A 25,393-nucleotide genomic window follows, 5' to 3' on the forward strand; every position below is an offset into this window, starting at 1 on the left:
CTATGTTTTCAGAATCTCCAATTAAACGCAGAAAATCCACCCGAATCAATGTAGGTAACGTCCCTATTGGTGATGGTGCCCCTATTGCAGTGCAATCAATGACCAACACCGACACCATGGATGTTGATGCAACTGTTGCACAAATACAGGCAATACAAGATGCAGGTGCCGACATAGTCCGTGTATCAGTACCAACAATGGATGCAGCCGAAGCGTTTAAAAGTATAAAAGAGCAAGTAACGATTCCGCTAGTTGCAGATATTCATTTTGATTATCGTATTGCCTTAAAAGTAGCAAAATACGGTGTAGATTGTCTGCGTATAAACCCGGGCAATATAGGTAGTGAAGAGCGTATTAGAGCCGTAGTAGACTCAGCACGCGAGCACAACATTCCTATTCGTATTGGTGTAAATGGCGGTTCACTAGAGCGCGACTTACAAGAAAAATACGGCGAACCAACACCAGAAGCCTTATTAGAATCAGCAATGCGCCATGTAGATATATTGCGCCGCCTTGATTTTGACCAATTTAAAATATCAGTAAAAGCGTCTGACGTATTTTTAGCTGTAGGTGCATATCGCTTACTCGCTAAAGAAATAGACCAACCACTGCATTTAGGTATTACCGAAGCGGGCGGCATGCGCTCAGGCTCTGTTAAATCTGCAGTAGGTTTAGGTATGCTTCTTGCCGAAGGTATTGGCGATACCCTGCGTGTATCACTTGCTGCCGACCCGGTACAAGAAATTAAAGTCGGCTTTGATATCTTAAATTCATTGCGCATTCGTTCGCGTGGAATTAACTTTATTGCCTGCCCTAGCTGCTCACGCCAAGAGTTTGATGTAGTAAGCACCATGAACCAACTTGAAGAGCGCTTAGAGGATATTATCGAACCTATGTCAGTTTCGGTAATTGGTTGCGTTGTAAATGGACCAGGTGAAGCGCTTGTGAGTGATATAGGGCTTGCCGGTGCAAATCGTCGTTCTGGTTTGTATATAAATGGCGAACGCCAAAAAGCGCGCATTGATAACAACAACATTGTTGACCAGCTTGAAGGTTATGTACGCGACTTTATAGAAAAAAAGCAGAGCCAAACACCGATTGACATAAAAATAGTCGAATAAATACCGTTTAAGGTGGCAAACCCCGTGGTTTGCCGTTTACCTTTATAGCTAGTGGATACCCAAACGACCCCAAGATACAGAATTCAGCGTTTCACAGGCTCTTAATATCAAGGCGTTACTTTGCAAGAATGGCAATCCCTTTTAAAAAGTAACAACGATGAGAGTAAGTGTCTGTGAACCGCCCAACGGGTTGGTTTAAAAGCGATTTATACTGCGTTATTGATTTTAACAATAGAAGCACTATTACTTTCAATCAATGCCTTGCCTAAATCGCTTTTAATTCCAACTGAAACTCGCATCTTGGGGTGGTTTGGGTATATAATGGCGGGTCAATTTTTAGCATTCTTGTTGTGTAAGCATTTTTCATTACACAAAAAAACAGCATTTAGGATTTATCAGTGGCAAAACAAATTCAGGCAGTTCGCGGTATGAACGATTGTCTGCCGGGCGATACACAAGTTTGGCAGAAAGTAGAAAACATTTTACGCGAGACAGTAGCATCGTTCGGTTATCAAGAAATTCGTTTTCCTATTGTAGAATCAACCGACTTATTTAAACGCTCTATTGGTGAAGTTACCGATATAGTAGAAAAAGAAATGTACACCTTTGCCGATCGCAATGGCGACTTATTAACACTTCGCCCAGAAGGCACCGCAGTATGCGTACGTGCTGGCAACCAAAATGGCTTACTATATAATCAAGAACAACGCCTTTGGTATATGGGTCCAATGTTTCGTCACGAGCGTCCGCAAAAAGGTCGTTACCGTCAGTTTCACCAATTTGGTTTAGAAACATTTGGTATTGCTACAGCAGATATAGACGCAGAAGTTATTTTATTAACAGCGCAACTATGGGAAGCTTTTGGTATTACTGAGCACGTTCGTTTGGAGCTAAATTCTTTAGGGTCTAACGAAGCGCGTGCAGATTACCGTGATGCGTTAGTAGCCTACCTTGAGCAACACATTGATGTGCTTGATGAAGACTCAAAACGTCGTATGTATTCAAACCCATTACGCGTACTTGATAGCAAAAACCCAGACGTACAAGCAATTTTAACTGATGCGCCTAAATTGTCTGAAAATTTAGATGCTGAATCAAAAGAACATTTTGCAAATTTATGTGAACGTTTAGACGCTGCTGGCGTCTCATATACGGTTAATGAAAAGTTAGTACGTGGTTTAGACTACTACAACCGCACTGTATTTGAATGGGTAACCGACAGTTTAGGTGCACAAGGCACTGTATGTGCTGGCGGACGTTACGATGGCTTAGTTGAACAACTTGGCGGCAAAGCAACGCCAGCAGTTGGTTTTGCAATGGGTCTAGAGCGCTTAGTATTATTACTACAAGCACTTGAGTGTGTAGGTGACATTCGTCGTAATGCTGATGTATATTTAGCAGCAATGGGCGACAAAGCAAGCATTCAAGCTCCTGCAATTGCAGCGCAACTACGTAAAGACGTACCGGGTTTACGCGTTATGGTACATGCGGGCGGCGGCAACTTTAAAAAACAATTAAAACGTGCTGATAAAAGCGATGCACTTGTTGCAGTGATTATTGGTGAAGATGAATTAGAAAAAGGCGTTGTGACTATCAAGTATTTACGCGAGCGTAAAGAACAAGTCACATTAGAATTAGAACAAGCTAAAGCGCTATTAGCTGAGCTTATTAACGGCTAAGCGAACATTAGAGGTAAGAATGGATATTTATTCAACAGAAGAACAACAAGCAGAAGCCATTAAACGCTTTTTCCGTGAAAACGGCATTTCACTTGCGCTAGGTATACTTGTTGGCCTAGGTGGCTTATATGGCTGGAAAGCATATAACCAAAACCAAATTACTACCGCTGAAAAAGCATCAGATTCATATACAGCGCTTGTTGAAAGCGATGATGTTTTATCTTCAGCTGATGCGTTTATTAGCGAAAATAAAGACACAAACTACGCAACACTTGCTGCATTCGTTGCTGCAAAAGACGCAGTAGAAGCGAAAAAACTAGACGTAGCAAGCGAAAAGCTAAGCTGGGTTGTGTCTAATACGCCAAATACAGAATTAAAAGCAATTGCGATTACACGTTTAGCACGTGTTCAAATTGCGCAAACTAAATATGACGATGCATTAACAACATTAAATGCACCATTACCTGAAGCGTTCAATGCAAACGTGGCCGAGCTTAAAGGCGATATTTACACTGAGCAAGGTAATAAAGATCAAGCACGTACTGCATACCAAGCAGCAATAGATGCGGGTGGATTAACAAGTAACCCACTATTACAAATTAAGTTAGATGACCTAGCAGTAACTAGCCCAGCGGCATAAGGTTTTAGGCATGAAAAAATTTACAACAGCAGCCCTTGCCCTATGTATGGCAACATTGATGGGTTGTTCATCAAGTGATGATGAAGATGAACTAGTACTTCCTGAAATTGTAAACCAATTTGAAACTGACGTTGTTTGGCAAGAATCTGTAGGTGATGGCGTAGAGCATTATTTTTCTCGTTTAACACCCGCAGTTTACAAAGATACTGTGTATGTTGCTAGCCGCGAAGGCCAAGTAGAAGCGCTTTCGCTTGATAATGGCGATACAAAATGGGAAACCGATGTACGCCAAGATTTATCGTTTTGGCCTTGGGCTGACAACGGTAATGCAAAATTATCAGGTGGTATTTTGCAAGCCTATGGTAAAATTTATATTGGTTCTGAACACGGCTTTATTATTGCTCTTGATCGCGAAACTGGTGAAGAAGTTTGGCGTAAAAACGTACCAGGCGAATCTCTGTCTAAACCAACAGCAGGCGATGGCTTAATATTTGTAAATTTAGGCTCTGGTAAATTGTTAGCCCTTCACCCAGATACAGGCGAAGAGCGTTGGAGCTTTGAACAAGAAGTTCCACCACTAACATTACGCGGACAAAGCTCGCCAACCGTTGCTAACGGTGGTGTATTAGTAGGCCTTGAAACAGGCAAGCTAAGCGTATTAATTTCAGACAGTGGTTACTCAGCATGGAGCGCAGAAATTGCGGTTGCTAAAGGCGCATCAGAATTTGAACGCCTAGTTGACGTAGACACTCAACCACTTATTAGCGGTCCATACGCTTACGCTATAGCTTACAACGGCAACTTAGCCGCTGTAGATATTCGCTCTGGCAATGTTGTATGGAAACGCGAGTACAGCAGCTACCGCGAAATTGCGATGGATGCACAAACAATTTATTTAGTAGATAGCGATGGTGTTATTTACGCATTAGATAAAAATTCAGGTATTGAACGTTGGAGCCAACCCGCTCTACGCGGTTGGTACCTAACAGGCCCTGCAGTTGCAGGTAGCCACTTAGCTTTAGGCGACCAAGAAGGTAACCTACATTGGCTAAATAAAGAAACTGGCGAGCTAGTATCTCGTGAAGACTTTGACAGCTCGGGCTTTTTTGTTGAGCCAGTTGTTGCCGACGATAAGCTAATTTTATACACCCGTGATGGTGAAGTTAGTATGGTAAAAATACCAAACTAAGTTACTAATAGTCATATGGTTTTTTTAAGGCTTCGCACTGCGAAGCCTTTTGTTGTTTTTTAAAGAGGTAGTTTATGCTTCCCGTGATCGCTCTAGTTGGGCGACCCAATGTGGGCAAATCCACATTATTTAACCGTTTAACACGTACTCGTGATGCACTCGTAGCCGATTTTCCAGGTTTAACACGAGATAGAAAATATGGCCAAGCTAGTTACGATGGCTATGAATTTATCGTGGTAGACACGGGCGGTATTGATGGCTCAGAAGAAGGCATCGAAATCGAAATGGCAGATCAATCTCTGCTAGCTATTGAAGAAGCTGACATTGTTCTGTTTTTAGTAGATGCTCGTGTAGGTATGACCGTAGCTGACCAAGCAATTGCTAATCACTTGCGTAAACAAGATAAAAAGTGTTTTGTTGTTGCCAATAAAACCGATGGTATTGATGCAGATTCAAACTGTGCTGAATTTTACCAATTATCATTAGGTGAAATTCATCACATTGCTGCATCGCATGGCCGTGGTATTACGTTATTACTTGAGCAAACACTTCAGCCGCTTATTGCTGAATTAGCTGCACAAGACGAAGACGTAACAGGCGATGACGAAGAGCTTATTAATCTTTACGAAGAAGATGAAGACAGCGATACCGATCACCAGGCATTTGCAGACAAACCTGTAAAGCTTGCGATTATTGGTCGTCCTAACGTTGGTAAGTCAACGCTTACAAACCGTATACTGGGTGAAGATCGCGTAATTGTATACGACATGCCAGGTACAACACGTGACTCTATCTACATTCCGATGACTCGAAATGAAAAAGAGTATGTGTTAATTGACACCGCAGGTGTTCGTAAGCGTAAAAAAGTAAGCGACGTAGTTGAAAAGTTCTCTGTAATTAAAACGCTTCAAGCAATCGAAGATTGTAACGTTGTGTTATTGATTGTTGATGCTCGCGATGGTATTTCTGATCAAGATTTAAGCTTATTAGGCTTTGCTCTTAACTCAGGTCGTTCATTGGTAATTGCAGTGAACAAATGGGATGGCTTAGACGATTACGTTAAAGATCGTATTAAATCAGAGCTCGATCGCCGTTTAGGCTTTATTGACTTTGCACGCCTACACTTTATATCTGCACTACACGGTACAGGTGTTGGTCATTTATTCGAGTCTGTTGACGAAGCGTATGAATCAGCGACTAAACGTATAAGTACTGCAATGTTACGTCGTATTATGGACATGGCTCAAGCCGATCACCAGCCGCCACTTGTTCGTGGTCGTCGTGTTAAGCTCAAATATGCGCATGCCGGTGGTTATAACCCACCACGTATTGTTATTCACGGTAACCAAGTTAAAGATTTACCAGATAGTTATAAACGCTACCTGATGAACTACTACCGTAAAGCGCTTAAAATTATGGGCACACCTATCAAAATCGAATTTAGAGAAGGTGAAAACCCATTTGCTGGTCGTGTTAATAAAGTAACACTGTCGCAAAAGCGTAAAATACGTGCATTTGCTAAAGAAAACCGTAATAAATAAACTTTTCAAGAGTTAGTTTATTACAATAAAAACGGCGTACTTTTTAGTACGCCGTTTTTGTTTTAATATGTTATTAAGAGTTACAAACCAAGTAAAGCTAAGCGCACTAAGTTCTCCACCGTGGCTTCATGTGCATTTTTATTTTTATTAGTTGGCGTAAACCTAGAAGTAGGTGATTTAATAGTTATAAAGCCATGATTGGTTGCCATTTCATGAGCTAATAGCTTTCGCTCTTTAGGTGTTAAATGGTTTTCGTGTATTTTTGCCAGTTCACCGCTATCAAGCCATATGCCTGCACAACCTGGGCATTCGTCTATTTCAACCACTTTAAGCGGTGAAAAATACCGGCGCATCATCACAATACTTGGGCATTTAGGACAATTTACTCGCATTGAGACATCGCCCTCACCTTCAATATAATTACTTAAATGTTTAAGTAATACCTGACCATGCTTTAACTCTGGCGAGCTAAACTTAAAAATTTGGCTGTTATCAAAAAATACGCCACCTTGCACTGAAGTGTAAACAGTAATACCGCCAATTAATAACGGCTCAAGAGAGGCATTTGTACGTGGGCATAACATTCTAAAAATCCTTTTTATTTTAATACCTAGCTTACACTACTTTATTCAAGCGCTTTATGAATAAGCCCAACAAGTGGCGTTGGCAATGTAATATTACCTGCAAGTACAAACTCATGCGCTTCATCTGACATTTTTTGCCATGTACGGCGAATAATACCAATCCATTTTTCTTCATTGTAATCTGGTTTTGCACTGGCAAACCCAAGCATGTAGTGTTCAATAAACACCAAACTTGCTACATCTTCAACTAATTGGCTATCTGGATTGCGCTTAATATCTTTTTTAGCAACAGCGTTATAAACACGGTTTTGGTCAGTATCGTTAAACCCAGCTTGTTTCATTAATTCAACGGCTAGTGACGCATGAAAAATATAAAGTGCGCTACGCCATTGATGATAACCCTGCTTGTTCATTTCAAAGTCGCTACGTGGCGATTTCCAACGCTGAATATGCTGTGCACGCACTGCAATTTGCATGAGTGCATCGGCATCAGGTTTAAAGCGAGTTAGCATTTCGCTCATACGCTGTGAGTATAAATACTCTTTTGGAAAACTTTCTCCATTGTGCTGCTCAGTATTAGGGTCTTGGTTATTAGCTTCATCAATCAGCGTTATTACTTTATTAAACATGACGGTCTTTTATTGTAATTAGTTTTAATCATTCTAAACGCTGATAAAACAATAAACTAGTGGCCCACTCACTTCAGCGGTGAAATTTGTTTAATCAAAAAGTAAAAGCAAGAGGTACTGGTTGTAAAATTAAGCGCATTAATAAAGTTAACTTGGTACTATATTAAAAACAAAAATGATAAATGTGCGTACACTAATAAAAATTAACGCGCTAAAAATGAGAATAATATGTTTAAAAAAACAATTTTAGCTATTTGCTTAGCTGTAGCATCACTGCCGAGCGCAGCCGATAGCAATGCAGATTTAAAAACCATTATTGATAACCACTGGCAAAATGCCAAAGCTGAAAAAATATTTTTTCGAACCGACCCTGATGGTTGGAAACCCAGTGGTACATTGCCAAATTGGAGCGAGCAAGCCATTGCTAAGCGCCAAGCTTATAACAACAGCGTACTAAAAAGCTTAGCCAGCATTGACCCAAAAACGCTCAACAACGAGCAGCTAATGAACTACCGCTTATTTAAATATGAGCGAGAAACCGAGCAGCAAAGCTACCTTTATCAAGATAAGTATTTTCCGGTTAATTTTTTAAGTGGCTGGCATACTTACTTTGCAGAAGCGCCCGCTAATATGGCTTTTTTAACAGCTGATGATTACAACGCATTTTTAATAAGCCTTGCCGACTACCCGCGCTTTAATCAGCAAAATATTGATTTAATGAAAGAAGGGATAAAAATAGGATTTACTCATTATTGTAAGACCTTTGAAAATTACAGCCAAAGCATTAGCGCTCATATAGTTAAGCAACCTGAAAACAGCGCCTTATACGAGCCCTTTACACGTATACCAAATACGCTTACAGCAGAGCAAAAGGCCACATACCAAAACAAAGCAAAAGCCTTAATTAGCTCAAAAGTAGTCCCGGCTTATCAGCACTTTTACGACTTTTTTGAAAACGATTACATGCCGAACTGTAGAGCAGAGCCGAGTATTTCAAGCGTTAAAGGCGGGCTTGAGTATTACAAATATGCAGTTAATTACTACACCACAACCAATGCCACACCAAAGCAAATTCATGAGCTTGGCTTAAAAGAAGTGGCTCGTATAAAAACGCAAATGCAAAACATCATTGATAAAGTAGGTTTTGATGGCACGTATGCTGAGTTTTTAGAATTTTTAGCAACCGACGAGCAATTTTACGCAACAGACGCGGAAGACTTACTTGAAAAAACAGCCTTTATTACGCAAAAAATGTATGGCAAGTTACCAACCTACTTTAATCATTTACCGCGTAACACCTTTACTATAAAAGGCTCAGCGAGTCGCGGCGCGTTTTATATGCCACCTGCTGATAACCGATCCCCTGGCACTTACTTTTTAGCCTCAACACCTAAGCTACAGCCTTTATATAATTTAGAAGCACTTAGCTTACATGAGGCAATACCAGGGCATCATTTACAAAACGCCATTGCAATGGAGTTAGATGTACCCCAGTTTAGACGCACACTTAGCCACTCAGCATTTGGCGAAGGTTGGGCACTTTACACCGAACGTTTAGGTAAAGAAGCCGGCTTTTATCAAGACCCATACAACGACTTTGGTCGTTTAGGTTACGAAATGTGGCGTGCTGTGAGGCTTGTTGTTGATACCGGTATTCATGCATTTGGCTGGAGCCGCCAAAAGGCAATTGACTACTTGGCAGATCACACTGCTTTGCCACAAAGCGCGGTCGAGGATCAAATAGATCGTTATATTTCATGGCCAGGCCAAGCGCTCTCTTACAAAATGGGCGAAATAAAAATACGCGAACTGCGTGCAAAAGCCGAAAAAGAGCTAGGCCCACAATTTGACATACGCAGCTTTCACGACACCGTTATTGGCCAAGGTTCGCTCCCTATGGCTGTACTTGAAGACGTTATAAACGATTGGATAGCAAAACAAAAATCGGCTATTTAAAATTAATGAGGGCGGTATTATTTGCCGCCTTTTTCTAAACGGACTTTTAATGAAACACCTACTTATTTTTATATCACTCATTTTATTTAGCAGCCAAGCTAATGCGTTTTGTTTAGATGCATCAAACTACATAGAGGGAGTAAAATATGGCGTTTGTGGGGAGCAAACTGATTCAATTTCCCTTACGCCTTATTTTATTATATGGATGCTTTTAAATGTGTTATTTGGGCAAATGCTTAATAAGCCAAATATACACGTGGGATTTAAATATTTACTTTTCCTATGTGCGTTCCCACTGAGCCCGTTAGTACTATTAATGAATTTAACTGGAATGGTGGTATTTCGGGTTTATCAAAAATATGCAACTACTTCTTCAGCCAAAACAGCTCAGCCTAACCCTGATGACGCAAAAGCTGTTATTGAAAAACCGAGTATTAATCAACTAATAATTGGTGAGTACACTTTTGACAGCATGCAGCAGTCTTTAATTAAAGAAGATAACCTCTACACATTAGAGCCCAAATGCATGCAGGTACTTAGCTATTTAATAGAACAACAACCAAGAATAGTTAGCCTTGAAGAGTTACACAATAATGTATGGGAGAATCAAATTGTAACCGACACCGCAGTAAGGCGAGTTATTAGCAAACTACGTGTAGCCCTTAACGATAACGACACAAAAAACCCCACATATATAAAATCTGTAATGAAGCGAGGTTATCAGCTTATAGCTAAAGTAAAAACACAACCCATTGAATAATAGTGACTTATTAAAGTTATAACCGAGGTGATATCGTGGTTATAACTTTATAATAACTAGTTAACGGCTTTGTTATCGTTATTTTTTGCCAAACGTTTTAATTTGTTTAGGCGCTTTAGAGCGACCCATAAAATTAAATAACTAAGGAAAAAATATGAAACATTTACTGCCGCTAACACTATTATTAATTACAACATTAGTTACCATCAGCCTAATTGGTAACGCGCAATGTATAGAAATAGGTAACGCATCTATTGCCAGTATTTCATTTGGCACATGTGATTTATCAAGCGCTAAAACAACGCTTTCACCGTTAGTTACCATTTTTTGGTTAGCAATGAATATACTTTTTGCGGTAATACTGCCTAAACCATCTATTGCTAAAAAGTACAAAGTCGCTTTGTTTATTTGTAGTTTACCGCTTAGCGTATTTGTGTATTTAATTGCTTATGTATCTACTAACCTAACTAACAAAACCAAAACCGTTAAATAAAACTTAAGCAGGTGAGTAAGTAATACTTGCTCACCGCTTCATTACTAAAACTTGCAGCTAACTAATCCCTACCCGCTTTTGCTTCGTAAAGTTAATGATTATAAAAACCTGAGCAAACCTATGAGCAAACGCATTTTATATTGGCTACAAAACGATTTACGCCTAACCGACAACCCAATTTTTAGTGACCTTGCGTTGCAGCAATGTGCTATCGATATTGTATTTGTAATAAATCCGCACTGGTTTAAAAGTAATAATTACCAACAAAAGCCATATGGTGTGCATAAACAACAGTTTTTAATGCAAAGCTTGTACGAGCTGCAACAAGCGCTTATTGAACGCGGACAAACACTGCACGTACTTGAGGGTGAACCTGTTAGTGTTTTAAAGCAGCGTATAGCTGAGCAACACATTGATGAAGTAGTGTGCAGTGAACATGTTGGAACCTATGAGCAGCGCCAACTTGCGCGACTAAAAGCACATTGCCCACATGTCATATTTAAAACAACTCAACAAGACACTCTATTTCAACAAAGTGATCTCCCTTTTGATTTAAACGAGCTGCCTAAAAGCTTTACCCCATTTAGAAAAAAAGTAGAGGCGATAAACATACCTATAACAACCTCAACTCTGCCTAAAGGTTTACTCCCTCGACCTATAACATTATGTGCGGCCAAACCAATTGAGCTTAGTGAATATACTGATGACAACAACGCGATAATGCACGGCGGATTTAAAAGTGCGCAAGCTCATTTAACGCAATACTTTTCAGGCTTGCTACCAAGTACCTATAAAACAACTCGAAACGAACTTGATGGCTTTAATAACACCACAAAATTTAGTACCTGGCTTGCCTTTGGTTGTGTAAGTGCGCGGCAAGTTTATAAAGCCGTTGAGACGTACGAACATAACCAAATAACAAACGAGTCTACCTACTGGATTAAGTTTGAGCTGCTATGGCGAGAATATTTTAAATGGCATGCACTTAAGGCTGGTAAAAGTCTGTTTAGTTTTAAAGGTCAAAAGCAAACAAAACCCCTTACTACCTTTATGCCAAACCGATTTGCTGCGTGGCGTAATGGCTCAACGCCCTATCCATTAGTCAATGCGATTATGAACGAGCTTAATGCGACCGGTTATATATCAAATAGATCAAGGCAAATTGCCGCAAGCTGCTTAGTTAACGAACTTGGCCTTGATTGGCGCTATGGCGCGGCTTATTTTGAACAACTGTTAATTGATTACGATGTAGCCGCTAACTGGGGTAATTGGCAATATATAGCAGGTGTAGGCGTAGATCCGCGTGGTGGTAGGCACTTCAATATTGAAAAACAAACGTTACAGTTTGACCCGCACGCTTTTTACACTAATAAATGGCAAGGCAATGAAAACACCAGCAAACAGCTGGATACTTTAAACGAAGTTGATTGGCCGATTTAAGCCGCCAATCAACTTTTACCAAGTAACGTTTAAAACAGCTCAGCAATACCTATATTAATGGCAAAGCCGCCTAACGTTAAAAACAAAAATAAACACAGCGCCAGTAACAACGGTTTAATACCCGCTTGGCGAATTGCTCCAATATGGGTGCGTAATCCTAGAGCCACCATGGCAATTGTAAGTAGTATATTGTCGAACTGTACTATTACGTCGGTGGTCGCTTTAGGAATAATAGCAAGCGAGTAAATACCACTTGCCACAATAAACAATACAGCAAACCAAGGAATGGTAACGCCGCCTTTGTGAGTCCCGTGATTTAGTGTGCTTTGTTTACTCGCCTTTTTATTTTGCCAAAATGATAAACCCACTAAAAATGGCGCAAGCATCATAACGCGTAGCATTTTTTCTATAACGGCGGTATCAGCAGCATTGGCGCTTACGGCTGTACCCGCCGCAACAACTTGCGCTACCTCGTGAATAGTTGAACCTACAAAAATACCATATGCGTGCTCACTCAGCCCCATATACTCAAACATGATTGGGTAGGCAAACATACTCAACGTACCAAATACCACCACCGTTGCTACCGCTACCGATACTTTATGCGCTTGCGCTTTTATTACAGGCTCGGTTGCCATTACAGCTGCTGCGCCACAAATAGAGCTACCTGCGCCAATTAATATTACTGTTTGCTCATCAAGCTTAAATACTCGTTTGCCAAGCTGTATTGCTAATATAAACGTACCACTGAGCATAACAATATCGGTTAGTAAGCCATGCCAGCCAACGCCAGCTACCTGTGCAAAGGTAATTCTAAAACCAAATAAAATAATACCCGCTTTGAGTAAAATACTCTTAGCGTAATCAACACCCACATCTGTATGAGTCGCAATGCGCGAAAAAACACTGTTACCTACAATAATGCCAAGCACAATACCAATAGTTAAGGAACTAAACTGGGCACTTTGCATTACCGGTAACTTACTCATGGCAACAGCAACACACGCTAAAACAATAACCAATAGCATTCCTAGCCACCAACGCGAGTTGGTATACTGCTTAGTATTAATACTAAAAAGCTGTGGCATATCTTTAATTGCACTAAGCATAGTCATCCCTTAATAAAGTCATCGTGATTAATTGACTTCATTTTAAGAAAGCGCAAAATATAACTCCAATACATTAAAATCATGATTCGATAACTTAAGGTTATGTGATTTGAGAGGCACAATGAACTTGCATGCACTTCGGGTGTTTTATACGGTTGCTAAATTAGGCAGTTTTTCAGCAGCAGCTGAGGCGCTTTTTATAAGCCAACCAGCTGTGTCTAAAGCTTTAAAAGAGCTTGAGTATCAGCTAAATATACAACTTATTGAGCGTGCATCTAAGGGTAAAAAACTCACCTTAAGTGAAGGCGGACAAGCACTTTTTGAACATGCTCGTAGTATTTTTGCCATAGAAAAAGCCGCCATTGAAGATATTAAATCACGCACAGGGCTTAAGCGCGGCACACTCATTATAGGCACCAGTACAACCATTGCCAGCTATTGGCTACCGCCCTATTTAGCCAATTTTTGCGCGCAATACCCCCATATAAAAGTAGAAGTACAAGTTGCTAATACCGCGCAAATTGAGCACGCCCTACTTGAATGCACTATCGATTTAGCACTGGTTGAAGGCACACCAACCGAGCCACATATTATAAGTAAGCACTGGCAAAACGATTTAATGAGTGTAGTTATACCCAGTAACTTTAAGCCCACGAAAGACTTAAAACCATGGTTAAACAAACAGTTTTGGCTACTGCGCGAACCAGGCTCGGGCACTTTAGAGGTCTCGGTTAAATTACTACAGCAACATGGCATTACAGCAAAAAATAATATGCAGCTCGGAAGTAATGAAGCGATAGCAAGGGCGGTAGCACAAGGAATGGGCGTTGCTTTATTGCCTAATGTAGTCACTGAGGATTTAGTACAGCTTGGTAAATTAACGCGCCTGAGTCAAAAAAATAACGAGCAACTCTCTCGGCCACTGTATCAACTACATTATAAAGACAGACCGTCTTCACATGCCGCACAAGCATTCGAAAAAAGCCTATTTAGTGAATAATGTTTGATCTGAGCTGTAAGTCGAGTAAGAAAACGGTTGTGTAACATTAATCGCCTGTTGTGGTGTTACCTTAATTTATTATATATAAGCCAACTAGTTAAACCCATTGAAAGTACTAATAAATGAAGAACCAATGTTGCACGATTAAATTCACTAAAAAGACTAAGTAAAAAAACTGGAAGTATACTTAAGATTAAAACTACAGGTAATTTAAATAAATTTAACTTTTGGAGTAATAAGCTAATAGGTAATCCGTAAATGAACATTAAAGGATAGAAATAAAATAAACTTCCCATCCCTATTGATACACCAAAACCAACACCTGAAATTAATGAACTAAGAGAAGTATAATTTTCTATACCCGCATAAAAATAACAAAAACCAAGGACTGGTAATACAATTAAAGGACTAAGAATCGCAGCAATCAAATTTTTACGTAGATCCTTAGACATATTAAGAAACACCATAACGAGCTTGTAGATTAATTAGTTTTTTATTTGTTTTAATTGATATGCAAACCATAGCTGAATTCCTATTTTGGCTCAGCCAAAGGGGGAAAATTTTGGCCTTACACATTAAAGTATCAGGAGACTACTCATAGCAGCCCAACAACTAACTTATAAACCTATTTGCTAAATCGTTAACCCCAAATACGAACAAGCTCTATTTACAAACCCTGCGTTAAATCTTGCGCCAATGTACCCGTTGGCTTTTCAATTACGCGAACTAACTCTTTGCCATTTTGTTTAACAATAAACGTAGGTGTGTATTGTAAGTCGTGAGCCTGTGCAATGCCTGCATCGTCTTGCTTGTTGTAACCTACGGCCACATATTCAATGCTTGCAAGTTGTACTTTTGATTCATCTAGTAACTTAATTAAACGCGGCACTTCGCGCTCACTGTCGTGGCACCATGTGCCAAATAATACAATTAGCTCTTTACCTTCTAGCTTTTGCATTAATGCAATGTCCTGTGCTGTTGGCGTAAATGCTTTGTATTGCTCGTTAAACTTGTCGTAGTCGCTTAGCAGTACATCAGTGGTAATTCCGCCCGAAAATGGTGCGTCAGCAGCACAGCTTATTAACGGCATACTTAAAGCACACAATAAAATTAATTGTTTAAACATAAGGTTGCTCTTAATTAGATATTAAATTAGGTATTAAAGTTAGGTATTAAATAAAGCATTTAACGACTATACCCAATATTGAGTGTGGAGTGAACAACTCAAGACCGTTACTTTTTATCCATAAAAAAGTTAACTTGCGATAAGTTAGTTAAATATTCTCTCCTTACGTCTTTATTCTCGGCTAACTTATCTAAGTCACCAATTAAGGTAACAAGCTTGGTGTGTGAGTGACGGTTTGTTTCTATAAAATCATCTTGCTTGTCATCACTCTCAACACGCTCTTTTTTATTCATGTTGTAGCTGTTTTCGTTTTCTTCAAGCCAAATATCGTCAATTAAGCGAATGTCGCTTTTACTAACTGTTTGCTCTTGCATCGCCATTTGCAGCTCGTATTGATTTGTTTGTGGATTAAACGCATACATTTTTGTATCAACATCAACCTCGTGAGACTGATCGAGCCCCACAAGTTCTTTATTTTTAACCGCAGACCCTACGTTATAACTCTCTTCTTTGTTGTAGTAATCAGGGCGACTGTATTGATAATCAAAGTGGCTACTTACATTTTTACTTTGCGTTACACCGCTAAGATCCCCTAATTGGGCCTGTTCAGTCGCTTGGCTTAGCTCAATTGTACTTTTAGGTTGATAATCGCCGTTATCAAGCGCATAAGAAAACGTAGCATCAAAATCAGCGAGCTTAGAAATCCCCGCACCCAATGTATTTGGCGCTTTATTACCTAGCCCTTGGTAACGGACATCGTTTGTAATCATGTTATCAACTAAATCGGCTACCATAGCGCGCCCGTCATTAAAGTGCTGATCTGCAAGTGACTCCAAATTACTATAGCGCTCAGCCGCCGACGACATACTCGCAAAAGCGCCTTTAAATAATGCAAAGCCCTGCAGCATTGCTTCGTCGCCTTTGCGCCCAAATGCCGACTCTTTATCGTCTTTGGTACTGTTTACTCGGCTATCTTCTAAGCTTTGATCGAGCGACGCTAAATACTGCTGCATTTGCTGCGTGTCTTTAGCGCCAATGGTTGACATATCAAGTGCAAAATCAATGTCGTTTTGCCCACCTGCGGCTTTAAACACAAGTGCTTGCTGGTTTGATGCTTCATCAATGGAGTAACTTAAATCAAGCGTGTTCTCTTTCGAATCAAGATCTTTATTTTGCGTTGTTGAAAACGACACATCAAAGCCTGTTAGCTGCTCACTATTAAACCCTGCTAAAAAATCTAAACTCATGTCTGTTTGGTTTGGCACTATAAGAGGATTAAATGAGTTTTCACTCACTTTAAAAAATTCATCGGCCATTTCGCCAACACCACTGAGCACCTGCGTAAGTGCTTTATGCTCAGCCTCAGATAAATCGCCATTTACTTCGTAACTTAAACTAAAGCCATCAACGGCTTCGCCTGTGTTTTCATCGTACCCTTGCGATGAGTTAAAGGTAATGTTTATAACATCACCTTCTTTAGTTTTTACCGAGAGCTCAAACAGGTAGTTATCGTCATCCTCGTATTTTGCGCGATTAAGGCTTTCCATATATGGATTAAGTGAGCGCTCTACACGTTGCTGGCTTGAGGCTAAAAACGTTTTTTGCTCATGTCCAAGCTGACCTAAACTCGATAAAATATCGCTGGTATTAGCATAAGCACCCTGAATATTTTTAACCGACGTATTTAATCGCTCAATTAATTGGGTACTGTTTTCGTTTTTTAATAACCCCTCATGCTGAGAACTTATTACGGTGCGCAGGGCGAGTTCTTCATCGGAGAGTTTATAGTTAAGCGTGCTTGAAATAGTAAATAACGAGGTAAGTTGCTGCTTTAACACGTCCCCTGCTTTTTGATTACTGGCTAGTGCTTCGTCAATAGTTTCGTTATTTAGCTGGCTTAATAATTCATCGGATATTTTGGGGGCGTTAGTTTGTAAATCATTAATAGCTTGAAGGTCGCTACCGGTTAGTAGTGAAGGACTCACAGAGGTTTGGTTAGCGTTATTAACTGATTGGGCAAGTAAAGTGCTTAAATTAGACTGGCTGCCAAGTACATTATTAACCATGATTATCCTTAATCGCTAAACCCTATTAAGTAATTTATCGGTCGCAGCATTAAAAGCTTTAGCTTAAGGAGACGTTTTTTACCTATTATTTATACAAACAACCCATTAATAAATCGGATAAGTGTAGGTCGGATAAGCACAACGCCATCCGACAATTCACTATTCTATTCGCTTAACACTTCCATCTGTTTCTTTAATTCTTTTTACTAAAAAGTCGACCGCCGCTTTTACCTTTGGTACTAAATAACGCTGCTTTTGATACAACAAATAAACCGCCATAGTCGCATTTTGGCTTATCGCTAATTCATGCTCAAACTTAAGCTCTTGCAACTGGCCAGACTCAAGGTATGAGTCGAGCGCCCACCGAGTTGACATTAAAATGCCCTCACCATTACATGCTTTTTTAGCTAGCCACGATCCGTTATTTGAAATAGCGACCGCAGGCCCAGAAACGTCGTGCCATTGCTCATCCACTTTACATAACCAAGGCGTTGGTCCCGCTGGCGTTTTAAAATAAAGGCCACTGTGGCCCTTTAATTCCATAACATTAGTGGGCATACCGTATTTTTGTAAATAGCAGGGTGACGCAACAGGAATAAAGCCGTTATCCATCAGTTTTATTGCCAACACGCGCTCATTTGGCGCATAGCCACCGCGAATAGCAATATCAACATCGTCACGCCCAAGTGTCGACAGCTCATCACTTAAGCTAACATCTAATATAATTTCGGGGTATAGCGCGCTAAATTCATCAAGCAGTGGCAGTAATATTTTGTCACCAAAACTCACCATTGAGCTTATACATAATCGCCCCATTGGTGTTGTTTGATAACTGCGCACAGTTTCGTGGCTTTGCTCTAGCTGATTTAATATTTGCTGAACATCGTTATAGTAAATTTGCCCAACTTCGGTCAATTTAACTATGCGGGTAGAACGCTTTAAAAGCGTCGCCCCTAGGCTTTTTTCTAAATCAGCAACTCGCCTCGACAACGACGAGGGCGGCACATCAAATGCTTTGGCGGCTTTGGTAAAACTGCCCGTTTCAACCACCTTAATAAAATACCGTATGGCTTTTAGTTGATCCAAGTCGCTTCTCCATTACATAAAATGCTTTATTGTCTTAAAGACAAAAGTGATTCGCATTTTCCCCTATATATAAGCAAATTAAAACAAGTAATAATGTACTCAACCTAAAGACAGGGACTTAAATTGCATTTTTTGGCAATTAAACACCTTCACTTAATGATGGAAAGCTGACTTATGATTACTTTGCACGGTTTTGCTGCTAGCAACTATTACAACCTAGTTAAACATGTACTTTTACACAAACAATTGCCATTTACAGAACACCTTGTTTACGGCGGTAGTGAAGAGTTACTAGCAATAAGCCCTGCAGGCAAAGTGCCTGCAATCACAACAGCTAACGGCCTTAATATTTCAGAGTCGAGTGTTATTTGCGACTTTATAGAAGAGTCGTACCCACAAACCCCGCTATATCCTGAAAATGCAGGTGAGCGCGCAGTTGTACGTCAAATTATGAAAATGGCAGAGCTTTATTTTGAACTGCCAAGCAGACGGTTCATCCCTTATGTATTTTCAGGCGCTGAAGTAACCGACACAACTAAAGCCGAAGTACGCCAAGTATTAACGCGTGGCGTAACCGCTTTGAGTAGCGTGTGTAAGTTTTCACCTTGGATTGCAGGCGAGCAATTTACAATGGCAGACATTTACGTTTATTACGTAAACACCATTGTTAGCGCCTTTGGCTCAAGCCAGCTTGATTGGGATGTACTTGCACAAGTACCCGGTATGAAAGAGTGGAACGAATCAATGAGCCAATTAGCCATTGCCCAAAGCATAGAGGCCGATCGCCAATCAAATATGGCTGAATTTATGCAAAAAGTAAAAGCGCAAATTCAAGCAGCAAACGCTAAATAACGCGTAGCTATAAAAGTAATCTATTCTAAATTTCAATTACTAACTCAGTATCGCCAATACAATAATGTGATTGGCTTAACAAATTTAATTCTTTGCAGGAGACACCTATGACAGATAAAAATATCCAACTTACTTCAACTATCAGCGAAGACAATAAACTAACACTTGCCTTAAAAAACATCGAGATGCCAAAGCCGAATGCCGATGAAGTGGTTATTCGCATTGAAGCTGCACCATTAAATCCATCAGACTTAGGCGTTTTATTCAGCGCAGCTGATATGTCTACTGCAAAGCAATCGGGTACTGATGAAGACCCGGTAATTACTGCCGATGTTCCAGCTCAATTTATGCCATCACTTAAAACCCGTGTAGGTAAAGCAACACCAGTAGGTAATGAAGGCGCGGGCACCGTAGTAGCAGCAGGCTCATCACCAGCCGCACAAGCATTAATGGGTAAAACCGTTGCAGTAATTGGCGGCGGTACGTATCGTCAATTTATATGTGCCAATGTACAAAGTTGCCTAGAGTTAAAAGAAGGGACTACCGCTAAAGAAGGTGCATCATCTTTTGTTAACCCACTTACCGCACTAGCAATGGTAGAAACCATGCGCGCTGAAGGCCATAAAGCCATTATTCATGCCGCAGCGGCCTCTAACCTTGGCCAAATGCTAAACCGTATTTGTATTGCCGATGGCATTGATTTAATTAATATAGTTCGCAAACCAGAACAAGAAAAATTACTGCGCGATATGGGTGCAAAATATATTGTTAACTCAAGCAAGGACTCTTTTCTTGCTGACCTAACAGCTGCAATAATCGAAACCGGTGCAACTATCGCGTTTGATCCTATTGGTGGCGGCCAGCTAACAAGTGACATACTTAACTGCATGGAAGTTGCAGCTGCTCGCGATATGAAAGAGCACACAATTTATGGCTCTGATACATTTAAACAAGTGTATATTTATGGCGCGCTAGATCGAGGCCCTATTACACTTAATCGTAACTTTGGCTTTGCTTGGGCTGTAAACGGGTTCTTGTTATTTAATGCTTTAGGTAAATTAGGCACAGATACAGTAATGAAAATGCGCAAACGCGTTGCTAATGAAATCACTACTACTTTTGCGAGCAACTACACGCACGAAGTGTCATTAGCTGAGGTATTACATTTACAATCAATTGCCGCTTATTCTAAACAAGCTACAGGCGAGAAGTACTTAATTAAACCTCAAGCTTAATTAAATATTCTTCGTTAAAAATTAAAAAGCACAGCGCTTAGCACTGTGGTTTTACAATTAAAAAGCAGATGCTAATTAGGTATCTGCTTTTTTGTCGTAATAAAAACTTAAAAATATAATGAATGCGCAATAGGCTCGCTAATTGTTATTGAATTTATAATTTTTAATACACTCAAGCCATCAATGAAATTTTGGTGTAAATGAATATCTAAATTACTTAACGCATTTAAGAACGTATCTTTAGAAATATCACCTGGAATCACCTTCTAGCATTATAAAACTTCAACAAAGATCCTCTTTGATCAAACTACTCAATAATTATACTAATTAATGCAATTAGTCATAAATCTGTAACTTTGATCCGCGATAATCTCTATCCGATAAATGAATAGACTCAAGAAGACTAAGTAAGATGAGTACACCCTTAGTGCAACTAACATTTGCACTGCAATCATTTGATGATTCTATGTCTGCGGCGATGAGCCACGCTATGGAATATGAAAAGCTATCGCTAAAAGCCAATGCTGCGCATAACATTACGCTGCAGTGTGTGTTGCCTGATGGCGCAAATGAGAGCGATGTTATTTCACTAAGTGCAACGCAGCCCAGTGCGCGTGGGGCGCAGTATTTTACTGAAAAAACGCTGAGCAATGCAGACCTTGAATCTGGTACTGTAAACCTAACTTTAAATAACATTACACAAAGCCAGTGTTTTGTAGTGCAAATGATGCTGCACGGAAAAAACACGACCTTAAAAGAAAGCCAGCAACTCGATGTGTACATTAAAGCATTTGAGCAAGGCTATATTCCTGAGCAAATAAAAACTGAACATACCAAGTCACAGGGCGTTCGTAGCTACTTTGCGAGTATGGGTTCTACGTTTTTATCGCTGTTTTAGTGCTGACTGCACTTAAATTACGCGATGCGACAAGTTATTAGTCTGCAAAACTTACTTTACCCATAGTAACTCCCGCAATACCTTGTGCAGTATTACTTAGGTGTTGCTGCTCTCCTGCTAGGCATTCGTTTGCTAAAATAGCAAATAGTACAGCCTCTTTTGCGTCGGGATTTATACCTAAATCGTCGGTATTTTTAAAAGCCTTAATACGTGGGCAAAGCACTGTAAGTTGCGCCATTAGTAACGGGTTATGAATACCGCCACCACTTGCATACACCACACAATTTTGTACGCGCTCTGCACACTCGTTTAATGCATTTGCTATAACGGTTGCAGTAAAGGTATTTAAGGTGGCCATTACATCTTCATGGCTTAAATGGTGAGTATTTGTAACCTGCTGTGCGGCGTTTAAATACGCTAAGTTAAATACCTCTGGCCCTGTGGTTTTAGGCATTGGGAGTTTAAAAAATGCGTTATTGCATAAAGCATTTAATAATGGCGTATTTACCTTGCCTGCTTTTGCTATTTTTGCGCCATCGTCATAATGCATATCTTTAAAATGTTGCTGTACGTAGGCATCCATAATGGTATTACCGGGGCCAATGTCGGAGCTAAACACACCGTTTGCATCACCATTTTTGGGTAAAAACGTTAAGTTAGCTATGCCGCCCATATTTAGCAAAACCCGACTCTCAGCAGCGCTCGAAAAATACAAATAATCGCCATACACAGCAAGCGGTGCGCCCTCGCCTCCTGCGGCTATGTGTTTTTGCCTAAAATCACCAATGGTAGTAATACCCGTAGTAACGGCTATCTGGTCACTATCGCCAATTTGTAAGGTGCCATTAGTAAAGCTTTTGTGGTTATGCTGAGACTGCGGGCAGTGATAAATGGTTTGCCCGTGACTTGCTATTACATCAATACTTGCCGGGTTTATTTGCCAAGTATGTAAGCACTGGTTAACCATATCGCCATGGAGTTTACCTACCCACGGGTGCAATAAAGTAACAAGTTCTAAATCGCATTCTCTTTTGGCAAATACCTGCTTTATTTTAGTTTTATAATCGTCGTTGTAATCAACAGTAGTAAAATTTAAAACCTCAATGTGTGTATTTAAGCCCGCGCCCGTTACTTTACACAGTGCAACATCAAGCCCGTCCAACGAGGTACCGCTCATTAAACCAATAATTAAACGGCTTGGTTTTTGGGCGCTGTTATAAAGCGCTTTAATGTGAGGGTGCATAATGGCATCTAAAATAGGTGTAATATTTTGCTTATATTAGAGGACTTTAAAACAAAGTAATAGCCGTAAACCGTTTAATTTAGGTTCTGATTGTTTAACGTTAAAATGATTGTTAAGTTAGTATGCATACTAAAAATTTATGAAAAAATATGATCACCCTCAGAGAGTTTAAAGCCCAAGACGCGCCTTTTATTATTAGCACCTTAAATGATGAACAGGTAACGCGTTATTTATCGTCAAAAATTCCGTTTCCGTATACGCAAGCCGATGCTGATTGGTGGATAAACCAAGGCTCAAAAAACGGCGTAATTGATGCAACGGCTAAGGCCATTGAGGTTAATGGGCAATTTGCCGGCTGTATTGGCATAACTCCCGGCGAATTTGAATACAGCCACAGTGGCGAAATTGGTTATTGGCTAAATAAAGCCTATTGGGGGCAAGGCATTATTACTCGCGCTATTGAACTTATATGCAATGAAGCGTTTGCGCAATCCAACATAAACAGAATTTTTGGCGCTATGTTTGCTGGTAATACCGGCTCTATGAAAGCACTTATTAAAAGTGGCTTTGAGCAAGAGGCTGTGCTTAAACAGGCCATTTATAAAAACGGGGTATTTTACAACAATCATATATTTAGTAAGCTCAAAGCAGACTAACTACTCTAATTAAATTTGCGCAAAGGTTGAATTATCAACCACCCGCCCAAAACTCCTTTATTAAGGTACGCATTGTACATATTCATACTGCTTAGCCGCGCATTATTGTTTAGCTGAACACGATTTTTAAAGCGTAAACATTCGGTAAGTAGTTTATTTATATTAATAGGAGATCTTATATGTCTACGACTAGTCGCCAACTTACTCTTGAATCACGCCCTAATGGCGCTCCAACAGATGAAAACTTTAAATTAAAAACGGTAGAGCTTCCTGCATTAAAAGACGGCGAAGTTTTACTACGTACTATTTACCTATCATTAGACCCGTATATGCGTGGTCGTATGAGTGATGCTAAGTCGTACGCTGACCCAGTTAATATTGGCGATGTAATGGTTGGCGCAACCGTGTGCCAAGTAGAAGAGTCTAAAAACGATAAATTTAGCGAAGGCGAGTGGGTCCTTGCCTACACAGGTTGGCAAGACTACGCCATTACCGACGGCGAAGGCTTAATGCAGTTAGGTAAAGAGCCTGCAAACCCTTCATACGCATTAGGTATTATGGGTATGCCTGGCTTTACTGCTTACATGGGTTTACTTGATATTGGCCAGCCTAAAGAAGGCGAAACCGTAGTTGTTGCAGCAGCAACAGGCCCTGTAGGCGCAACGGTTGGTCAAATAGCTAAAATTAAAGGCTGTAAAGTAGTGGGTGTTGCTGGTGGTAGCGAAAAATGTGCACACGCCGTTGAAAAACTAGGGTTTGATGCCTGTATTGATCACAAAGCTGATGACTTTGCAGAGCAGTTAGAAAAAGCCTGCGATAAAGGCATTGATGTTTACTACGAAAATGTGGGCGGTAAAGTATTCGACGCCGTACTACCATTACTAAATACCGCAGCGCGCGTGCCATTGTGTGGTTTAGTATCGCAATATAACGCAACTAGCTTGCCAGAAGGCCCAGACCGTTTAGGTATGCTAATGGGTCAATTGCTTACTAAGCGTATTAAAATGCAAGGCTTTATCATTTTTGATGATTACGGCGACCGTTACGACGAGTTTGCACAAGACATGCAAAAATGGCTGCAAGACGGAAAAATTCAATACCGTGAGCACATGGTAGAAGGCATCGAAAATACAGTAGACGCGTTCAACGATATGATATGCGGTAAAAACTTTGGTAAAACTGTGGTTAAAATTAATAACCCACTTTAATTTTAAACGGCTTGTAAGGCCAAGTCCTTACAAGCCACAAAAGGACTGACATGATCAAACTACACCATTTAAATAAATCACGTTCTAAACGCGTAATTTGGCTTTTAGAAGAGCTAGATGTTGACTACGAAATTGTGGCTTATCAGCGCAACAAAGACACCTTCCTAGCCCCTGACGAACTAAAGCATATTCATCAACTTGGCAAGTCACCGGTAATTGAAGATGGCGGTTTAATTATTGCTGAATCAGGCGCTATTACCGACTACCTTATTTCTAAATACGGTAACGGTAAATTTGCTCCAAAAGTAGATACCGCTGAATATGTTGACTACCAGCAGTGGCTGCACTTTGCAGAAAGCTCAGCAATTTTACCGCTTTTACTTAAAATGTTTGTACTAAAAGACGGCGCTAAAACGCAGTTTTTAGAAGGCTATGCCGACGCTGAAACAGCTAAAGTAATTAGCTACTTTAACGACCGCCTTGAAGGTAAACGTTATTTAGTGGGCGATACCCTAACGGGCGCTGACTTTATGATGTCGTTTATTGTTGAAATAGTTAAAAACTCAGGTCAATTAGCGCACTTTAAAAACCTCGTTAAATACGACGAGCAATTACAAAGTCATGAGAAGTTTCACACAGCTAATGAGCTAGAAGCAAAGTACGACTAACTACTTTTATATAATATTTTTATATAACACTAAGGGGCATTTAGCCCCTTTTTTAATGCCTGAAAAACACTCCTCATTAAAGTTACGCTTGTAAACTAAATTAACAAACAATCCCTTATTGCTAATAAAACTTTAATTAATAAGGCATAATGCTGCTATTGTTTTAGAATAATCACTAATAATACAAGCTGCTCTTGCGCGTATTGACTCACAC

Annotated in this window: 24 protein-coding genes; 16 read left to right on the plus strand and 8 right to left on the minus strand. The window is 40.1% G+C overall.

The features are described 5' to 3' along the window. Positions 1-2: 2 nt before the first annotated feature. From ispG to der, 5 genes are all read left to right on the plus strand, one after another. A complete protein-coding gene (ispG, locus tag I6F47_RS13925; RefSeq protein WP_007583427.1) occupies positions 3-1,121 on the plus strand; it encodes a flavodoxin-dependent (E)-4-hydroxy-3-methylbut-2-enyl-diphosphate synthase in 1,119 nt (372 codons plus the stop codon). A 398-nt stretch (positions 1,122-1,519) separates the two neighbouring features. Next, positions 1,520-2,800: a histidine--tRNA ligase gene (gene hisS, locus I6F47_RS13930; RefSeq protein WP_024604284.1), complete on the plus strand. Its 1,281-nt coding sequence runs from the start codon at positions 1,520-1,522 to the stop codon at positions 2,798-2,800. Positions 2,801-2,819: 19 nt separating this feature from the next. Further along, positions 2,820-3,440, plus strand: coding sequence for a YfgM family protein (locus tag I6F47_RS13935; protein ID WP_007583431.1), 621 nt, complete (start codon positions 2,820-2,822; stop codon positions 3,438-3,440). Between the two features lie 10 nt (positions 3,441-3,450). Beyond that, positions 3,451-4,629: an outer membrane protein assembly factor BamB gene (gene bamB / locus I6F47_RS13940; protein ID WP_007583433.1), complete on the plus strand. Its 1,179-nt coding sequence runs from the start codon at positions 3,451-3,453 to the stop codon at positions 4,627-4,629. Positions 4,630-4,703: 74 nt separating this feature from the next. Further along, complete coding sequence (gene der / locus I6F47_RS13945; RefSeq protein ID WP_024592997.1) at positions 4,704-6,170, plus strand: ribosome biogenesis GTPase Der; 1,467 nt, start codon at positions 4,704-4,706, stop codon at positions 6,168-6,170. Positions 6,171-6,250: 80 nt separating this feature from the next. Here der and I6F47_RS13950 read toward each other — a convergent pair whose 3' ends face one another. Further along, positions 6,251-6,754 (minus strand): TFIIB-type zinc ribbon-containing protein, encoded by a 504-nt coding sequence (locus I6F47_RS13950; protein ID WP_197184038.1) that lies wholly within the window; start codon positions 6,752-6,754, stop codon positions 6,251-6,253. 41 nt (positions 6,755-6,795) lie between these two features. Further along, positions 6,796-7,383, minus strand: a complete 588-nt coding sequence (locus I6F47_RS13955; RefSeq protein WP_197184039.1) for a DUF4202 domain-containing protein — start codon at positions 7,381-7,383, stop codon at positions 6,796-6,798. A gap of 228 nt (positions 7,384-7,611) precedes the next feature. On the opposite strand from I6F47_RS13955, the gene I6F47_RS13960 reads away from it, so the two are divergent. The 4 genes from I6F47_RS13960 (at position 7,612) to I6F47_RS13975 (ending at position 12,032) form a co-directional block, all read left to right on the plus strand. Beyond that, entirely contained in the window at positions 7,612-9,339 is a 1,728-nt protein-coding gene (locus I6F47_RS13960; protein WP_197184040.1) for a DUF885 domain-containing protein, read from the plus strand. A gap of 49 nt (positions 9,340-9,388) precedes the next feature. Continuing rightward, positions 9,389-10,099, plus strand: coding sequence for a winged helix-turn-helix domain-containing protein (locus I6F47_RS13965; protein ID WP_197173416.1), 711 nt, complete (start codon positions 9,389-9,391; stop codon positions 10,097-10,099). Positions 10,100-10,253: 154 nt separating this feature from the next. Continuing rightward, a complete protein-coding gene (locus I6F47_RS13970) occupies positions 10,254-10,592 on the plus strand; it encodes a transcriptional regulator (protein ID WP_197173417.1) in 339 nt (112 codons plus the stop codon). A 120-nt stretch (positions 10,593-10,712) separates the two neighbouring features. Continuing rightward, entirely contained in the window at positions 10,713-12,032 is a 1,320-nt protein-coding gene (locus I6F47_RS13975) for a DASH family cryptochrome (protein ID WP_197184041.1), read from the plus strand. 29 nt (positions 12,033-12,061) lie between these two features. On the opposite strand, the gene I6F47_RS13980 is transcribed toward I6F47_RS13975, so the two are convergent. Next, positions 12,062-13,141 carry a YeiH family protein gene (locus tag I6F47_RS13980; protein ID WP_121954472.1) on the minus strand — a complete coding sequence of 360 codons (1,080 nt, stop codon included), beginning with the start codon at positions 13,139-13,141 and terminating at the stop codon, positions 12,062-12,064. Positions 13,142-13,262: 121 nt separating this feature from the next. Here I6F47_RS13980 and I6F47_RS13985 point away from each other — a divergent pair, with 121 nt between their 5' ends. After that, complete coding sequence (locus tag I6F47_RS13985) at positions 13,263-14,141, plus strand: LysR family transcriptional regulator (RefSeq protein WP_197184042.1); 879 nt, start codon at positions 13,263-13,265, stop codon at positions 14,139-14,141. 65 nt (positions 14,142-14,206) lie between these two features. On the opposite strand, the gene I6F47_RS13990 is transcribed toward I6F47_RS13985, so the two are convergent. From I6F47_RS13990 to I6F47_RS14005, 4 genes are all read right to left on the minus strand, one after another. Further along, a complete protein-coding gene (locus I6F47_RS13990; protein WP_197184043.1) occupies positions 14,207-14,593 on the minus strand; it encodes a hypothetical protein in 387 nt (128 codons plus the stop codon). Between the two features lie 215 nt (positions 14,594-14,808). After that, complete coding sequence (locus tag I6F47_RS13995) at positions 14,809-15,267, minus strand: TlpA family protein disulfide reductase (protein WP_197184044.1); 459 nt, start codon at positions 15,265-15,267, stop codon at positions 14,809-14,811. A 107-nt stretch (positions 15,268-15,374) separates the two neighbouring features. Further along, positions 15,375-17,333: a hypothetical protein gene (locus I6F47_RS14000; protein WP_197184045.1), complete on the minus strand. Its 1,959-nt coding sequence runs from the start codon at positions 17,331-17,333 to the stop codon at positions 15,375-15,377. Positions 17,334-17,492: 159 nt separating this feature from the next. Continuing rightward, positions 17,493-18,419 carry a LysR family transcriptional regulator gene (locus I6F47_RS14005; protein ID WP_197111745.1) on the minus strand — a complete coding sequence of 309 codons (927 nt, stop codon included), beginning with the start codon at positions 18,417-18,419 and terminating at the stop codon, positions 17,493-17,495. A 174-nt stretch (positions 18,420-18,593) separates the two neighbouring features. On the opposite strand from I6F47_RS14005, the gene I6F47_RS14010 reads away from it, so the two are divergent. From I6F47_RS14010 to I6F47_RS14020, 3 genes are all read left to right on the plus strand, one after another. Then, complete coding sequence (locus I6F47_RS14010; RefSeq protein ID WP_197116835.1) at positions 18,594-19,271, plus strand: glutathione S-transferase family protein; 678 nt, start codon at positions 18,594-18,596, stop codon at positions 19,269-19,271. Positions 19,272-19,378: 107 nt separating this feature from the next. Then, the gene (locus I6F47_RS14015) at positions 19,379-20,506 is read left to right on the plus strand and encodes a zinc-binding dehydrogenase (RefSeq protein WP_197184046.1); all 1,128 of its coding nucleotides are present in this window, start codon (positions 19,379-19,381) and stop codon (positions 20,504-20,506) included. Between the two features lie 412 nt (positions 20,507-20,918). Continuing rightward, a complete protein-coding gene (locus I6F47_RS14020) occupies positions 20,919-21,404 on the plus strand; it encodes a hypothetical protein (protein ID WP_165735990.1) in 486 nt (161 codons plus the stop codon). Between the two features lie 37 nt (positions 21,405-21,441). On the opposite strand, the gene I6F47_RS14025 is transcribed toward I6F47_RS14020, so the two are convergent. Further along, on the minus strand, positions 21,442-22,647 hold the full coding sequence (locus tag I6F47_RS14025) for an anhydro-N-acetylmuramic acid kinase (protein WP_197184047.1): 1,206 nt from the start codon (positions 22,645-22,647) through the stop codon (positions 21,442-21,444). Positions 22,648-22,796: 149 nt separating this feature from the next. Between I6F47_RS14025 and I6F47_RS14030 the strand changes: the two genes are divergently transcribed. The 3 genes from I6F47_RS14030 to I6F47_RS14040 all read left to right on the plus strand — a co-directional run bounded on the left by I6F47_RS14030 (position 22,797) and on the right by I6F47_RS14040 (position 25,179). Then, a complete protein-coding gene (locus tag I6F47_RS14030; RefSeq protein ID WP_197184048.1) occupies positions 22,797-23,303 on the plus strand; it encodes a GNAT family N-acetyltransferase in 507 nt (168 codons plus the stop codon). Between the two features lie 179 nt (positions 23,304-23,482). After that, a complete protein-coding gene (locus I6F47_RS14035) occupies positions 23,483-24,511 on the plus strand; it encodes an NADP-dependent oxidoreductase (RefSeq protein WP_197121082.1) in 1,029 nt (342 codons plus the stop codon). 50 nt (positions 24,512-24,561) lie between these two features. Further along, the gene (locus I6F47_RS14040; protein WP_024594029.1) at positions 24,562-25,179 is read left to right on the plus strand and encodes a glutathione S-transferase family protein; all 618 of its coding nucleotides are present in this window, start codon (positions 24,562-24,564) and stop codon (positions 25,177-25,179) included. The last annotated feature ends 214 nt before the right edge of the window (positions 25,180-25,393 follow it).

Source organism: Pseudoalteromonas sp. NZS37, from assembly GCF_015864265.1.
GTDB lineage: Bacteria > Pseudomonadota > Gammaproteobacteria > Enterobacterales > Alteromonadaceae > Pseudoalteromonas > Pseudoalteromonas arctica.